The 15,683-nt window shown below is 43.3% G+C and carries 15 protein-coding genes; 8 read left to right on the forward strand and 7 right to left on the reverse strand.

From position 1 onward, the window contains the following. Window positions 1-11: 11 nt before the first annotated feature. Window positions 12-857 (reverse strand): GPO family capsid scaffolding protein, encoded by an 846-nt coding sequence (locus EX31_RS18390; protein ID WP_015689591.1) that lies wholly within the window; start codon window positions 855-857, stop codon window positions 12-14. A gap of 164 nt (window positions 858-1,021) precedes the next feature. Here EX31_RS18390 and EX31_RS18395 point away from each other — a divergent pair, with 164 nt between their 5' ends. From EX31_RS18395 to EX31_RS18420, 6 genes are all read left to right on the forward strand, one after another. Beyond that, window positions 1,022-2,794, forward strand: a complete 1,773-nt coding sequence (locus tag EX31_RS18395; protein WP_037036045.1) for a terminase ATPase subunit family protein — start codon at window positions 1,022-1,024, stop codon at window positions 2,792-2,794. 1 nt (window position 2,795) lies between these two features. Next, entirely contained in the window at window positions 2,796-3,809 is a 1,014-nt protein-coding gene (locus EX31_RS18400; protein WP_037036046.1) for a phage portal protein, read from the forward strand. A 392-nt stretch (window positions 3,810-4,201) separates the two neighbouring features. Further along, on the forward strand, window positions 4,202-7,474 hold the full coding sequence (locus EX31_RS18405) for a P-loop NTPase fold protein (RefSeq protein WP_051931104.1): 3,273 nt from the start codon (window positions 4,202-4,204) through the stop codon (window positions 7,472-7,474). A 517-nt stretch (window positions 7,475-7,991) separates the two neighbouring features. Beyond that, window positions 7,992-9,350 (forward strand): hypothetical protein, encoded by a 1,359-nt coding sequence (locus tag EX31_RS18410; protein WP_037036048.1) that lies wholly within the window; start codon window positions 7,992-7,994, stop codon window positions 9,348-9,350. Window positions 9,351-9,368: 18 nt separating this feature from the next. Then, a complete protein-coding gene (locus EX31_RS26450; RefSeq protein ID WP_231576080.1) occupies window positions 9,369-9,707 on the forward strand; it encodes a hypothetical protein in 339 nt (112 codons plus the stop codon). After that, window positions 9,691-10,518 carry a hypothetical protein gene (locus EX31_RS18420; protein WP_037036050.1) on the forward strand — a complete coding sequence of 276 codons (828 nt, stop codon included), beginning with the start codon at window positions 9,691-9,693 and terminating at the stop codon, window positions 10,516-10,518. The genes EX31_RS26450 and EX31_RS18420 overlap by 17 nt, the downstream gene beginning before the upstream one ends. A 264-nt stretch (window positions 10,519-10,782) precedes the next feature. Here EX31_RS18420 and EX31_RS18425 read toward each other — a convergent pair whose 3' ends face one another. Further along, window positions 10,783-12,852, reverse strand: coding sequence for a replication endonuclease (locus EX31_RS18425; protein WP_231576081.1), 2,070 nt, complete (start codon window positions 12,850-12,852; stop codon window positions 10,783-10,785). A gap of 44 nt (window positions 12,853-12,896) precedes the next feature. Here EX31_RS18425 and EX31_RS18430 point away from each other — a divergent pair, with 44 nt between their 5' ends. Beyond that, window positions 12,897-13,154: a hypothetical protein gene (locus EX31_RS18430; protein ID WP_037036051.1), complete on the forward strand. Its 258-nt coding sequence runs from the start codon at window positions 12,897-12,899 to the stop codon at window positions 13,152-13,154. A 206-nt stretch (window positions 13,155-13,360) separates the two neighbouring features. Here EX31_RS18430 and EX31_RS18435 read toward each other — a convergent pair whose 3' ends face one another. The 5 genes from EX31_RS18435 to EX31_RS18455 all read right to left on the reverse strand — a co-directional run bounded on the left by EX31_RS18435 (window position 13,361) and on the right by EX31_RS18455 (window position 15,215). Next, window positions 13,361-13,642, reverse strand: a complete 282-nt coding sequence (locus tag EX31_RS18435) for a DUF5405 family protein (protein ID WP_037036052.1) — start codon at window positions 13,640-13,642, stop codon at window positions 13,361-13,363. A 2-nt stretch (window positions 13,643-13,644) separates the two neighbouring features. Continuing rightward, window positions 13,645-13,863 carry a TraR/DksA family transcriptional regulator gene (locus EX31_RS18440; protein ID WP_037036053.1) on the reverse strand — a complete coding sequence of 73 codons (219 nt, stop codon included), beginning with the start codon at window positions 13,861-13,863 and terminating at the stop codon, window positions 13,645-13,647. Then, window positions 13,863-14,105, reverse strand: coding sequence for a DUF2732 domain-containing protein (locus tag EX31_RS18445; protein ID WP_037036054.1), 243 nt, complete (start codon window positions 14,103-14,105; stop codon window positions 13,863-13,865). Before EX31_RS18445 ends, EX31_RS18440 begins: the two co-directional genes overlap by 1 nt. 59 nt (window positions 14,106-14,164) lie before the next feature. Further along, window positions 14,165-14,665, reverse strand: coding sequence for a hypothetical protein (locus EX31_RS18450; protein ID WP_013574791.1), 501 nt, complete (start codon window positions 14,663-14,665; stop codon window positions 14,165-14,167). Window positions 14,666-14,843: 178 nt separating this feature from the next. Then, entirely contained in the window at window positions 14,844-15,215 is a 372-nt protein-coding gene (locus EX31_RS18455; RefSeq protein WP_037036055.1) for a Cox family DNA-binding protein, read from the reverse strand. 100 nt (window positions 15,216-15,315) lie between these two features. Here EX31_RS18455 and EX31_RS18460 point away from each other — a divergent pair, with 100 nt between their 5' ends. Further along, complete coding sequence (locus EX31_RS18460; protein WP_015696620.1) at window positions 15,316-15,615, forward strand: helix-turn-helix transcriptional regulator; 300 nt, start codon at window positions 15,316-15,318, stop codon at window positions 15,613-15,615. Window positions 15,616-15,683: the final 68 nt, after the last annotated feature.

A 15,683-nucleotide genomic window follows, 5' to 3' on the forward strand; every position in this document is an offset into this window, starting at 1 on the left:
AACGCCGCCGGTTAGCAGTTCGTCAAAAAGGTGCTTTCACCGTTGCCACCCGGAGAGACCGGGCGTTTCGGTTGTTTGAAACTTTCGGTGCTATCGAGGGAGGTTTTTAACGAGCTAAGCGCCGCATCGCTGGTTTTCACCTGCCCTTTCAGCGCGGTAATTTCCTGCTCCAGTTCAGAGAAGCGTTTTGCGGTGGTTTCACCGGCGATTTGTAATTCCTCGGCCACGACCGTGATCGCGCCCTGCACATCAGAAAAACGTGCGTCATCGCTGGTCTGTTTGGTGCTGAACATCCCTTTGATCTTTTCAGTCAGGCTGGTAAGCAGGTTGTCAGGCAGATCTTCGAAATCCAGCTCGGCAATGGTGGCCACGGAGAACAAATCATCCGGCTGGTCTTTCTTACCGGCAAACGGGTTGACCTTAGCGCGGGCGCTGAATTCGAGCATTTCCGTTCCAAGGCTGGCGGGGTCATCAGTCACGGCCAGACCGACCAGATACGCTTTACCGGTGTTGGCGAAATTCGGGCGAATTTCCATGGAGGTATAAATTTTCTGCCCCGCTTTGACCATTGCGGCCAGCTCGTCAGTCGGGGTGATTTTGGCAAACAGCGCCCACTTACCTTTCAGGGCTGAATCATCATCAATTTTCTCGCCTTTCAGTTCGACGACGTCACCGAGACGCTTAAAGTCACCGCTGGGTAATAAGCCTCTGATGTGCTCCAGATTGATGCGGCAACCGTAGACGCGCGGATCAAACGCTGCGGCCATTTGCTGAATGTCGCTTGCCTCAATATTGCGGCCGTCGCAGGTATCACCCTCAACGCCGATTCGAAACCATTTCGATACTTTCTTTGCCATTGTTCAGATGTCCTGAGTGGGAGTTAGGTTCGGGGCTAGTTTCCCGACCTGACGCCCGCACGGCCAGCGGTGGCCGTCTGACGATCCATTACACAACAGGGGGTTAATGCGGGGTTGTAGCCCGATGCGTAGCGTTGCAGTCATTGATACAACGGAGCGATGACATGACCGAAAATAACAACACTGGAATAATCAACGACCCTCGCAGACAGGCGGCACTGTTCTACTGGCAGGGTTTTTCCGTGACCCAAATTGCGGAAATGCTGAACTTGAAAAAACCGACGGTGCAAAGCTGGAAACAACGAGAGAAATGGGATGACATCGCGCCAATTTCCCGTATTGAAAACAGCATTGAGGCGCGGCTGAGTCAGTTGGTAATGAAAACAAAAAAAGAGGGGCAGGATTTTAAAGAAATCGACCTACTGGGCCGACAGATTGAGCGCCTCGCAAGGGTTAACCGCTACATGTCCACCGGCAGCGAAGCTGATTTAAATCCGAACGTGGCGAACCGCAACAAAGGGGAGCGAAAAAAGGCGGAGAAAAACGTTTTCACGGATGACGCTATCGCCAAACTCAGTGACATTTTTCTCGATGAGGCATTTGAGTATCAGCGCGGCTGGCATCAGGCGGGTTTACAGCACCGCATCCGCAATATTCTCAAATCTCGCCAGATTGGCGCGACCTTCTTTTTTGCCCGCGAGGCACTACTTGATGCGCTGACCACCGGACGTAATCAGATATTTATCTCGGCCAGTAAATCACAAGCGCATGTCTTTAAAAATTACATCATCGACTTTGCCCGTCAGGTTGACGTAGACCTAAAAGGCGACCCGATGCAGCTTTCAAACGGGGCGCGCCTGTTCTTTCTCGGAACAAATATTCGCACCGCGCAGAGCTACACCGGCAATCTTTATCTGGATGAATATTTCTGGATCCCCAAATTTCAGGAGCTGCGCAAAGTGGCCTCCGGGATGTCACTGCATAAAAAATGGCGTACCACCTATTTCTCCACGCCGTCGAGCCTAGCCCACAGCGCCTATCCGTTCTGGTCAGGTGAGTTATTTAATAAAGGGCGTCGGCATAAAGACCAGCGAATTCAGCTCGACCTCAGCCACAGCCATTTAGCCGCCGGTGTGGAATGTGCCGACGGCCAGTGGCGGCAAATTGTCACCGTGGAAGATGCGCTGTCCGGCGGCTGCGATCTGTTCGATATCAACCAGCTTTCGCTCGAATACAGCCCGTCTGAATATCAGAACCTACTGATGTGTGAATTTGTCGATGATAAGTCCTCGGTATTCCCGTTTGAGGAGTTGCAGGGCTGCATGGTGGACAGTCTCGAAGAGTGGCCGGACTTTAATCCCTACGTATTTCACCCATTCGATGACAATCCGGTGTGGATTGGTTACGACCCGTCGGAAGCGAACGGCGGCGACAGCGCCGGATGCGTGGTCATTGCCCCGCCCGATCAGCCGGGCGGCATTTTCCGCATTCTGGAACGTCACCAGTGGCAGGGTATGGATTTTGATGCGCAGGCAAAAGCCATCGAGGCACTGACAGAAAAATATAACGTTGAATACATCGGTATCGATGCCACCACCGTAGGTCAGGGCGTTTATCAGCTCGTCAGGCAGTTTTACCCGGCGGCGCGTGAAATCAAATACACGCCGGAAGTGAAAACTGAAATGGTGCTGAAAGCGAAAAACACCATCCATCGCGGCTGCCTGCAATACGACGCTGGCCATACCGACATCACAGCCTCATTCATGGCCATTCAGAAAACCATGACGGCCAGCGGTGCGAAATCCACCTACCGCGCGAGCCGCAGCGAAGAAGCCAGCCACGCCGACGTCGCGTGGGCAACGATGCACGTTCTGATTAACGAGCCGCTGACCGCAGCCTCCGGCAAACAAATAAAATCCACCTTGGTGATGTTCTGATATGACCCGTAAAAAAAACCGCATCAATAAAAAACTGACGCCACAATCCGACGCACAGAAAAGTGAGATTTTCCGCTTTGACGAACCGGCCACGGTGATGGATCGCCGCGATATTCTTAATTATCTGGAATGCCTCAGCAACGGGAAATGGTACGAGCCTCCGGTCACTTTCTCTGGGTTGGCTAAAAGCTTCCGCGCCGCCGTTCACCACAGTTCGCCGATGTACGTTAAGCGTAATATTCTGGCGAGTACATTCATCCCTCACCCACTGCTTTCTCAGCAGCAATTCAGCCGCTACGCGCTGGACTACATTGTTTTTGGAAATGCGTTCATCGAAAAACGCCTGAGCGTGACCGGGCAGCTTCTCAAACTGGAGACGTCACCGGCCAAGTACACGCGCCGGGGTGTTGAGGAAAATGTTTACTGGTTCGTGGAGAATTATATAAGCCCCCACGCCTTTGGTCAGGGGGACGTTTTTCATTTGCAAGAGCCGGACATTAATCAGGAACTGTACGGCCTGCCGGAATACCTCAGCGCATTAAACAGTGCGTGGCTCAATGAGTCAGCGACACTGTACCGTCGGAAATATTTCCTCAACGGCGCTCACGCGGGCTATGTCATGTACGTGACTGACCCGGCGCAAAATTCTCAGGACGTGACTGCACTGCGCAACATGATGACCAAATCCAAAGGGTCAGGGAATTTTAAAAATATTTTCTATCACGCACCCGGCGGAAAATCGGATGCGATCAAAATCATTCCCCTCAGCGAAGTGGCGACCAAAGATGATTTCTTTAACATCAAGAACGCAACCCGCGACGACCTGCTAAGCGCACACCGCGTACCGCCGCAGATGATGGGCATTATCCCGAACAACACCGGCGGCTTTGGTGACGTTGAGAAAGCGGCAAAAGTATTTGTGCGTAATGAGCTGGTTCCTTTGCAGGAACGCATGAAGGAGATAAACGAGTGGGTTGGAAAGGAGGTGGTCAGGTTTACTGATTACGGGCTTTAAAATGCACTCTGAGAAAAAACCGCATGAACAATAGCGGTTTTTTCTTAGTACCAAAATGACATTCAACCAGTTTCGACTTTGTTCTGAGCTGAAAAAAACAAAATTTGACAGCCCAATTAAGCTAGCAGCATCTTTCTGTTAAAAGTGGTGAAAATGGCATAGTAACATCTAGATTAGGTATAACTATCCGAAGAATGTTTACCATTGAGGCGTAAAACTAAAAGAACAATCTGACTTGAGAAGTGGCATAACACATTAAAATCGTGATCTGAAAGAAGACATTTACATTAGACTGGCGTATGTTAAGCATGCTCACTTTGGCTCAGCACTCAACAAACAACCCCAATCTATTCAATTTTTCTCGGAATAAATATTTTCCTCAAGGAGTGGCAATGGATCTTATATTACAAACAGCAAACCCTTCTGATAGTGATATCTTCGAAGGGAAGAGTCATGAAGCTGTCGCGATAAAAATGGCAGAGATCATCAAGAACACTGATATAAGTATTATTGGACTTGAAGGGGAACTTGGCACGGGAAAATCGACGATAATTAAATTTCTAGTGAACAAGCTTGAAGGTGAATTTAAATTCATTACCTTTGATGCAGAGAGATATCATTATGGTTCGACTAAAAAATCCTTAATCGAAATTATATTTAAGGGAATGTCTGACGTTTCTGGTGTGAATAAAAAAGAACTTGAAAACTACAGAGATAAAGCACTGGGAAATGTTGTTGAATATGAAAAAAAAGTGAACAGCCGAATTAGTTGGTGGACAATTACCTTTATACTCTGTACTTTACTTTCTGTACAAACCATCCGTTATTTCATTGTTGATATAAATCAATATCTGCAACCCGTTGACCCCAAAAAAATGCTTAGTATATGGGTAATAATTTTCGAAGCATTAGGCTTATTATCTCCTACATTGGTATTATTAATACTAGCCTGTGTAAGAAGGTATCGAAATAAAAAAGGAACACTCACTGAAGCATTTATTAGTATCGGTGATCTGTTCAAAAGAAACAGCACGGACACTATATCCGAAAAATGGATGGTCAGCAGAGAAGTTGGTACGATTGAATTGACCGAAGCCTTGGAGGGGTTCACAAAAAAAGAAACCTTCACTGAAGAATGCCGGTTTATATTGATAATTGACAACCTCGATCGCATAAGCGGTGATAAGGTTAAAGAACTCTGGAGTGACATGGAGCTTATTGCCGGCGTCACTCATGAGCAATTCAGGATCGTTGTCCCTTATTCAGCTCGGCAGGTAGCCAAGTCTCTTGCAGTTGAAGGACATAGTGGGCAGGAGTTTATAGCAAAAAGAATACCAGTCAGCTTCAGTGTCCCTCCTCTGATTTCAGCCGGTTGGCAGTCAGCATTTTCATCACTTTGGAAGGAAACCGTGTCGCGTGTTGAGGACATGTCCTGTCATGAAACTGCACAACTATTAGAACGGTGGCGACCTGAAGAATATCCTCAAATCACACCTCGCCTAATGAAAAAGCTGGTTAACGACATACATATCCTTGCGCTTACAGCACCTAAAGAAGAACCCTATCGTCATATTTTAATCGCCCTGTATATCCTAGTCGTCAGATACGGTGGAATTAATATTCGTACTCTTCTCCGGGCACCAACGGAAACAGATGGGGGAAATTCGGATATGCTAAGCCAAGAACCAGTACTGGACGACAAATTGAAATCGACGTCCACACAGTTAGCCAAAGTTTTTAATAATGATACAAATCGCTGGAGCGAATACTTAATGAGCGTCCATTACCAGACGGGTATTTCTTTAGCACGCAGTGAATTAATGGATACGCCCCTTATTGATGCCGTCAATACTAATAATAGCAACAAGCTTATTGAACTCATAGGATTTTGGGGATTCCAGACTGCATGGGAAAGGTGCTCCAATAAGTTTAATATATATAATTGGTTTATTGCTGTTTCTAGTCTCCCTGACAATATGTTGAAATCTGTAATACCAGAATTACAACAAAGTGTATTACTGATGGATGCTCGTTATGCTCTCCATTCACGTGAAAAATACTCCGGTGAGTTTAGTCTAGCCATCAATAAGTTATTTAACGAAGGATATCTGTTGAAAAGCCCTTTTATGGAAAGACAATGGGGGTTTATTATTAGTGATTTAAATAATGCACAGACAAATGAAAATCATGATATGACAGAAACACTGAGTTTACTTAAAGAGGCAAATATTTATTCAAATATGTTTAAAACTAATGCATTGGATGAAATCAACCAGTATTTAAATGGAGAGTTTTATGTTCGGTTTTTAATGAGAAACAACTCTGCTTTTGAAAGTTTATGCGTGAATGATATCGTTCTGGCAGATGATGGAATAGAAGAAATGCTCAGATATCTTCTTGATAACGAAGTGGCCGGTGATATCTTTGCACCCGAAGTTATTCGTCATATTAAACTCGATAATAGCGCCACAAGCCGAATTGTAGAGAATAAATCTCAAAACCTACCTACTTCGGTATTTGAATCGCTCCAGATGTTAAAACAAAGGAGGCCTTTCACTGAATACAAAACCTTCAGATGCATAATTTTCAACTCTGAGTGGCATTCAACTAATTTAATATCTTATTATGCACATCAAAGTAATATGCTAAGTATTTACCCGGTAGAGTTTGCTGCCCAAAAAATGGCTCACATGGTTGCTATCAAAACTTATACTGATTTACCATCCTTTACTGAATATGCAGAAAATAATGAGTTTGCAAAACTACTTAGTGAGTATTTTGTTTATTTCACTAGTTTCGATGTTGTCATGTCCTCTGTTGAAAGAACGGACGTTGCGCCTATTGTCATTGGTGCTATAAAAATAATTTTCAACAGCCACAAAATAGCAAGAATGAATCCAATAATCTTTGGTAAAACACACTACCACTTACTTAAATATTACGCTCCTGAATTAAATTTATTACAACTAGTAGTCAGCACAGAATCTTGGTTCATTGAAAACCTGAAATTATTAGATTTTAAGGAACTGAGTTCTGTTTATATAAAGGATATTATTTCATCTAACTTACTTAAAAATTCTTATAATAGATTTATTGAGTTAGTCAAAGGCACATTGATTACAACTGAAGAATTACATGAATTTTTTAACAAGATAGATAGTAACATTGAGCTAATTTTAATTCAGATGAAAGAGGATAATATTCATTTGGAATTTTCTGAAACTCACGCATTTTCTGACTGGTATCGGAACTCTAGTCTGGCACTGATTCAAGACTCTAAAAACGTTCATTTGTTATGGGAGTTATTGAATGAAGAGAAAAAGAAAGAAGTTATAAAAGACTTAGAAGATATCATTTATGAAAGGGATACTGTTATTGAAAGGAGAACTTCCCTTATTCATGATTTTGGCAACGAAATTAACTTCATTGAACCTGAGCACACAAAGGAACGCCGTGCCATTGCCGCTTTATTTCAGGTATCAAAAGATGATGATATTTTAAGATGTTGGTTAGATCGACAGAGTTTTCACTTGAATAAATGGAATGCGGAAGATAGCGATACCGTAGCAAGTTACGTTATTGACCATCAAATCGACTTTCCGACACTTTGTGATAAATCTGTTTTTATTAAAAATAGAATAAAAAATAAAAACACTGAGGAATAGCCACAAAAACAGGCTTCATGAAAAATTACAATATGGAGCCTACAATCTCACTATAGCTACAATAATCTTTCCTCAAGTAACTGTTTCAAAATTGGTGATGGCTGCTTATTTTACTTAGCGGCTATTACCAAATCCTCAGGCAGCTACACCTAGCTGAGCTCGTCCCACAAACCTGAGTGTTATAGATATAGCCCAGATCCTAAAAATGACCTTGCGCGCAATGCTATCCCCGCCACGCCTGCGCGCTTCGTATGTTGATTTTAATGCAGTTGCATTAAGCAGGATAAGCCGCTTGAGCGCCCAACTTAATGAAGATAATCAAAGGCAAACTCTTCACGCACATAAATGCACGTTCATGCATCAGCCTTTGACAAGAAAAGATGCACTAAAACGCTCTGGCAGAGGATGAAAATATCATATAAAATCCGCGAGAATTCTTTAACTCAATTTTGAGTCATTTTTACCATTAACTACATGTAAATGTAGCTTTTTTTCGATACTACAAAGCGAGGGATATGTGAAAAAGAAAAGCCGCGATGGAAGAGAAAGGTTTGTAAGGGATTGGAATAAATACCTATTTGAAGTCAGCAGAAGAAAAAAAGTCAGAAACCACTCTTCTAATCCAACTCGGCTTTCATTCGAGAATGAAAGCACTCCCATTACAAATCCAACAGTAACTTATATTGAAAAAATTTCAAAACTCAAAGGAGTTGATGGTAGATTCGTTGATGGAAATAAAATTAAAATCCCAAAAACATTCAATTTCTACGATGATCCTGAGGGCGCTTTACTATTCATTCACTCAGCAACAAAACTAGTATGTCGTGGTAAACAAAGATCAATAACACTCGATTATAGTGGTGCGAAAAAGTATTGTTTAGGCGCTGAGTGCTTGCTTGGCGTATCATTGATCGAAGCAAGGAAAAACAACCCTAACTTTTCGGAAACAAACATTCAATTAAATGGAATATATCCAAAAAAAGAGCAATATTTAGAGATTATAAGAGACATTGGACTCGTTAAAGAGATGGACGAGGCGACACCCGGTAAAATTAAAGATCTCTCAATAAAAGTTAATAACCCTAAACAGAGAATTTTTAAGTCTGAAAGCATAGGTAAAGAAGATGCTTCAGCTTTTGCAAGGGATAAGAAAAATCTTACAGCTGAAAACTTTACAGGTTATATAAATGATTGCCTAGGCGATCATGAACTTGAATTAAATGAGACTGCAGCGGACCATCTTACCTCCTGCATGGGTGAAATGTTAGATAATGCCGAACGACACTGCGGTACCCCACAAAGATCAAGATGGTATGTTCGTGGATATGTAAACAATAAGTTAAGAAACCCCGTATGTGAGCTCACGATATTCAACTTTGGTAATACTATATTCGAGAGTTTTGAAGGTCTTCCACCAGACCACTATTCATTGAATGAACATGTAAAAAAATATGTCAACAAGCATATTGGTAAAAGAGGCATGTTTTCAGAAGGTCTTACTACTGTTGCAGCTTTGCAAGGAAGATGTAGTTGCATGAATGAGCATGATTTTGATAGTTCAGGCACTGGCACAATTGAATTGTTGAAGTTCTTTCAGGACATGCATGATAACTTAGAAAGGATTAGAGGGGTAAATGAGGAAAAACCGAGAATGTCTCTTATTTCAGGTTCTACTCATATCAGTTTTGATGGAACTTATAAGTTACAAAGACGTCTCACAATGGATGGGGAGAGTGAATTTTATACGTACCCTTTCAACGATCAAACCCTTGAAAAGGAGCCGGACAGAGCTTATCTTAAAGAGATGAAGAAAGCTCGATTCCCCGGCGTTATGATAAATATACGTTTCCCGCTTCAGAAAACGCAAAGAACTTGAGGGATAGGTGAAATGAAAATGTCGAATATTACTATAGATTTCAATAAATTAGTTGTAGGCAGTAACAAAAAACTGTTCGCAGGTAGAGCAAATGGTAAGACAGCCTATGATTACTTCGAAGTCAATCTTTTCAATGTAGAAAGCGACGATACCTTATCCCTGTCCATTCCAGACGGCGTTGTTGTTTCAAGCTCGTATTTTTTAGGTCTTCTTGAAAAGATTTTACCTAAGTTTTCATCGCCTAAAGATTTATACAAAAGAACGAAACTAGATGGAAAATCCTACCAAGAGGGTATGTTGGCAGAATTCGATCGAGCCGTTAAAAGAGGCCTTCACAGAAATGAACCTTTCTTCTAACATTCGTTCCCTTACAAAAATGGCAGTTTTCTCTGCCATTTTTTTTGGGGTTCTTACCGGATGTTCCTTTGCGGCGATGTCAGATAATTCCAACTCGAAACTAAATTTTGATAATGTTATTCCTCTTGAAAAAAACAATAGTTCATTTTTTAAAAAAAATGAGGGGTTTTGTTTAAACCCTGCACAAAATACATTGAAAATATGTAAAGATTATTATGAAAATTTTAATTACCATTATTTAGCAGAAAATAAAAATTCAAATAATGCGTTGGGACATTATTCATTAAACAATAAAACACTGAATACTGGTGAACCTAACCGGCCAAGTGAAATATATAACTTAGTTAATATCCCTGAGGGAGGCCCTGAATGGGTCTCAATAATTATATCCATATTCGCGCTAATTCTTTCATGCGGCATACCTTACTGGCAACACAAGAAAGAACGTACAGAATCGATAAACGAAGGATTCTGGTTGCGCGAAGTCATTATGCCTAAAATAAGTGATCTCGCTTTTGATGTATGTAATGTGTTTAAAAGCAGCTTAGACCTAGATGAAAACGATTTCAATTTAAGCTTTGAATCGTCATTATTGCCAAAACTTGGAGAGTTAAGGGATTCTCTTTACTTATTCGAATGCTACCCTGATCTCGAAGAAAAAATTGATGAACTCCAGACAATATGCGATGATTTCGAAAACAATGTGGATAATAATCAGAATGCACTAAGAGAAAGAAGGCAAAAAGATATATCTGATTTTCATATAAAATTTATTGCAAAACTAATATTTATTCATAAATCCATTGGTTAATAAACTCAAGAATAACCAAAAAATAATATTCAAAATCTCCACCGGAGATAATTACTTATTTTTATATAAAATGATAGAAGCTGTCTATTTACCCCTTCTTCTAGCCCCTCTAACGTTCTTAATATAAAAAACATCATTTCAAACACCTCCCAAAATCCACAAAAAAATGTTAATTAACGAAGAAAATACTTTATTTTCGCCCTTTTCTCTTCTTGCTACTCATTCATGCTGGTTTAAAGTCTAAGTGCATCGGCTTTCTAAAGATTAAATATTTGTTGAACATTCTAAGTCTTGGCTCTTCAGGTTGTCTCGCAATACCTTGACAACATCGGGGTCGTCCCAGTCGATATATCCATTTTGAATTAGTTTCATCACCGCCATGGCGTGTTCACGAGGTGTAGGAAGCACCTCTTGTCCGAGCCATTTCTGAACCACTCCACAGTTATTGACAGGACTCCGAGGCGCGCCGGAGGCGCTTATTAAATTCAAAGGATGAACGGCAACTTCAACTGCCTTGGTGACAATGCGCCATTTTGTTGTACGGGTTTCGTGGATGAGGTCGGTGCCAAGATGAGGGGCATAAACGCCGATGATTTTCTGAATCTCTTCGTCGTACTCGTTCAGCTCATCAATCACTTGGCGGGCAGTTCTGACCGTCTGCTCGTCGCGGGGTACATTCGCTCCGCCCTGAGCTGATATATATGCGGCAAAATCACCGCCGTCGGCTGCTGCTCTGGCAGCTTCGACAAGTTCGTCAAACTCGCTGGCAATACTCACGCCGCGCGGCAATCTGCGCAGTTCGCGATAGGCTCCCATCGTGGGAACACCAATAGACTTAAATTGCGGAATACGCCACGTAGAGGCCCATGCAGTAACCGCGGCGGCAGTTTCTGATAGCGGCTTGCCCGTATCGTTATCCAGCTCACCATCGAGCGCATAACCATCAATATTCTTAGCGATGTATTTGGCGATATAGCCTGCCGCACCGCCTTTGTTCATATGCTTGCACTGGAAACGTTGCTTTTCCGCACCGCGCTCTTGACCATCTTCTTTCAGGGCATAACGGCGCATGATATCGACAGCCGCCTGACGCTGCGTGCGCTCGCAAAAAAGCATCATGTGCCAGTGAGGTGTAGCATCATGGTGCGGCTCCACAACTCGCATACCGTAAACCCTGACACCGGCATCTTTAAACGCCGTGCGCATTTTACTCCAGATTTTTACCAGATAACGCTGGCCGTCTTTGGGGGAAAATGCCAACTCATCCCACTTGTGGTTAAAATTAACTTGGCGTTTCTCTTTCTTCCCGACCTGACGTGTTGGGTGATATTTGGAAGGCGTGGTGATGGTAATAAACATGCCGACATGCCCAGCACTGGCGGCATACTTTTCAATCCCGGCAATGGTGCTCATCAGCTCCATACGACGGATTTCAGGATTAGAGATACTTCCCATCACCTTATCAATGAGATCTATGCGCTCGCCGGTTTCGATGTTTTCTAAATCGCAGGATTTGAGATATTCCATATTCGCCAAACGACGAGCCCGGACATCACGAATGGCCTGCTTGCTGGCATAACCAGACTTCTGAAGACTCACCTCCCCTACAGCGATCAGAAGAGATTCGCGCCACTGCGTGCGCTGCGCTTTTAACTGCCGAATCCACCACTCATCATTCACCAGCCGCGCGACACTGGAGAATGCTGAGCGCATATCCAGTTTGCGTTTACAGTATTTTTGCCAGTGCATTGGAGTGATATTAAAAACGCGGGCAGCACCGGCAACCTCACCATAAATTTTCTGCTGTGCGCTATCGGTGAATAACTTGGCTTGAACCCCGTTGTGCTGACTAAGAAGCCGATCGCTCTGCTCTTCATATTCTGTGAACAGCCGGGATGAAATTTGCATAGCAAGACGTTTCAGTGTTTTGTCATTCATACCCGCTAGCTGGCGGTAGCTCTCGGCTTCATCGGTAAATATTTCGTTAGTTCGACCATTTAAAATCAGCTCATATTTAGCCTGCACGACTTCGATACGTGGCCAAATGCGTGGCATAAAAACGTTGATGAGATAGCGGTGAGCAGCCAGTAACCCCGTGCTTTCTTTTAGGTATTCATACCGGCCAAAGAAAATGCCACTTAGAAAAAATGGCAGCGCCTGGATTTTACGTAAGGCATCTTGCCCCTGATGGAATTCATCACGGGTAAGAGGTCTTTCTTTTGAGATTGCTGGGCGGGGAGCATTCCAAGGGTATGCGCCGACAAAAAGAGGTTTGTCGGCAGTATCAAATTTTGGAGGAGGAGATGGGGCAATACGCCCCCTAACATAATTCATGATATTATTTGAGCCTATTCAATAGCTTTGGAGGAAAAATGGATATGGATGAAATTCACGAACTTAAACAACAAGTCGAGGAACTCACGCTTTCACTATCAGTTCAAAGGGCTTTAATACTTGGGTTAATGAGTGAATTGGGTGTTACTTCGTTGCAAGAATTCAGCACGTTCAGACGTGTTACTCAGGGGGAACTGGCCAAGTACCCGCCACAGAGCGACGACCATCACGAATTCCGTCGTCAGTTGAATATCTATCTGAATAAAGCGATGGCAGAAGCTTCATCGGACATGATCCTCTGACGAAACCATAGTGACGGCCTCCGTGTAGAGGCCGTTCAAATCAATGAATACTTCTTGGATAGTTTCAGCTCGAAAGTAATGACCATTTTTCAAAATGATATGCGATACGTTATCATCGCTAATCGATGGATATATTTGAAAAATATTACTTTCCAAAACAATCAGTGATTTCTTGTGGTTTTTAAAAGAGATGCATTTATTAATCATTAAGCTTTATCTCTAATAGAATGCATAATGGCGTTATGACAAGCATTTCCGATTTCCTCTATCGTACAAGCCAGCTCCGCGAGAGTTATCACATCCGAATCTCTGATATGGAAATGCACCAAGCCTTTCACTAACTGGTCAATCCTGGCGTAATATGCTGTTGCCTCTAAATACTCCTGCCCTTTCTTCTCACCAGAAAGAACCACTTTCTTTTTGTTCAAAATGAACTGATAACGATCACTTGTTACAACCCAGTTGTCTCCTACGGAAATTCGAATCATGCTTAGCTCCTGAAATGTTTTTTCTGTTGTTCGGTGATTTCTTGGCATGGCACACAACGCACGACACCGGGAAATGCAGCGCGCCGCTCCGCAGGGATTGGCTGGTCGCAGTCTTCACACACTGAGGCCGATACCCCATTGCTATGAATACGATGTGCAGCTACCTGATGAGTCAAAATTTCGAGATTTCTTTCCTGCACGGAATCCATTAAATCTGGCATTACATCACCCCTTTATTTTCTAAACCTTCGTTGTGAAAACGGATGGACTCTTGTCCGAGTAATTCAAGAATTTGAACCCTGTCTAATTGCTCTTGAATCGCGTGACTAATTAGCGAATCCAGATGCGAGGAAAAGGTGATTGCTGCATCAGCCTTAGCCTGATTTCGTGCCTGATTTAACATCCAATTCGTTGCTTCGCTGTCTGCTTTATTTCTCATTTCCTGACCAACTGTTAAGCTCATCTCTGGCTCCAGACAAAGAGATTCCCTACGCAATCAAGCGCAGAATTAAAAATGGTTAATTAGTGGAGGTAAGTTTCGGGGCGAACCGACGTTAATACAGTCGGCGCATTTTCGAACAGGCTAAATAATTCCCGTAGTGCCCGGAATAAAGCCTCTCTCCATGAGCAGGTTTCGTCATCGATTCGCCAATATGGCTGGCTGAATTCTTCTTCCGTTAATCCTGCATGAAAATATAAAGTGCGACGTTCGCTAATATTTAAACGTCCGATAAAACATGACTTGGTGATCCTGAAACTACGATATTTTGCAAAAGCAGCCCGGAGCTCATCAATTGCGCAGACAATACGCTCACGATCGCAATCGTTCATTTCCTGCAATTTCATAACTGAATGCCGTTGTCTTAACTGAGCATGAAAACAGATGGTCAGACGTTCACGTTCGCTCATCTTGTTATAGAAATCACACGAGGTTTGCCAGCGAGCAGGCGCAAGGCGCTCACCAACAGCAGCGCGAAGCCCGGCAGGCTGATTCATTACGATAGCCGCAGTGATTACTGTCATTTCTTCCCCCATGATAAAAACCGTTTTACTGCTACCGCGCGCATAGAACGGCGTGAGCAGATAATGATTCCTTTGCGGCCTTTCCCATGTGTAATTGAATTATTCATGGGACGTGCGGTTTGATGATTCCAGAGCAGTGGTGCTAAAGAGATTGGGTTTTGCATATAACTGGCCTCTTCTATGCTGCGCGGCCGCGTCCACGGCAAGGCTTACTTGCACTAATACGGTCTTTCCATCCGTGCCACTCTGCCGGTGCATCTTCAACAAGCTGATCAGCAAACTTGTCCCACTCTTTACGGCTAATCCATAACTCTGCATGTCCTCCAGGCTTTAGTGGATCAGCCATGTAAAAAGCTGGGAGTTTTCCAGCTTTTGCCATCGCTACGATCGCCGCCGGAGTTTTACCTACATACAGAGCGAATCCTTCTTTTGAAAGAAGATTGCCCGGTTTCTCAGACAAACTGACAGGTTTACGTTTAACGATACCGCCGCTTTCCCCTAAAAGTTCGTCATCATTCGACTGGTCTGATGTTTTAGCTTTCGTATTCATTTGGTATTCTCCTATTTCCTTTCCGATCTGACACTATTTAGACCTATCTAATGTCTTACCGGGTATCTCAATGCTTATAAAATAAGAGATCTGATATTTTATGTCAACTGAACAGTCAGAAAAGCTAAAGCTGATCCGTGAGTCTGAACGACTAAAAGTTAAGGAAGCCGCTGAATTAGTTGGATTAAATTATGTGACTTACCATGGCTATGAATCTGGTAAGTCGAAAATGTCTATGGAAGCGGGGATGAAGTTCTTTAAACACCCGCGTTTTCGCAAGTATCGCGATTGGTTCATGTTTGACGAAACCGACCCAGCTTCCGGCCAAATTGCGCCGGCACTCGCACACTTTGGGCCAGAAAATCCAACCTCATCCCACTCAGACCAAAAGACTGGCTGACCATATACGCCGCACAAATATGTGATTTTTGTACAGTGGCCGACTGTTACAGCCACAAACAGACAGTA

This window comes from Rahnella sp. WP5 (assembly GCF_000745615.1).
In the GTDB taxonomy this organism is placed as follows: Bacteria; Pseudomonadota; Gammaproteobacteria; order Enterobacterales; family Enterobacteriaceae; genus Rahnella; species Rahnella aceris.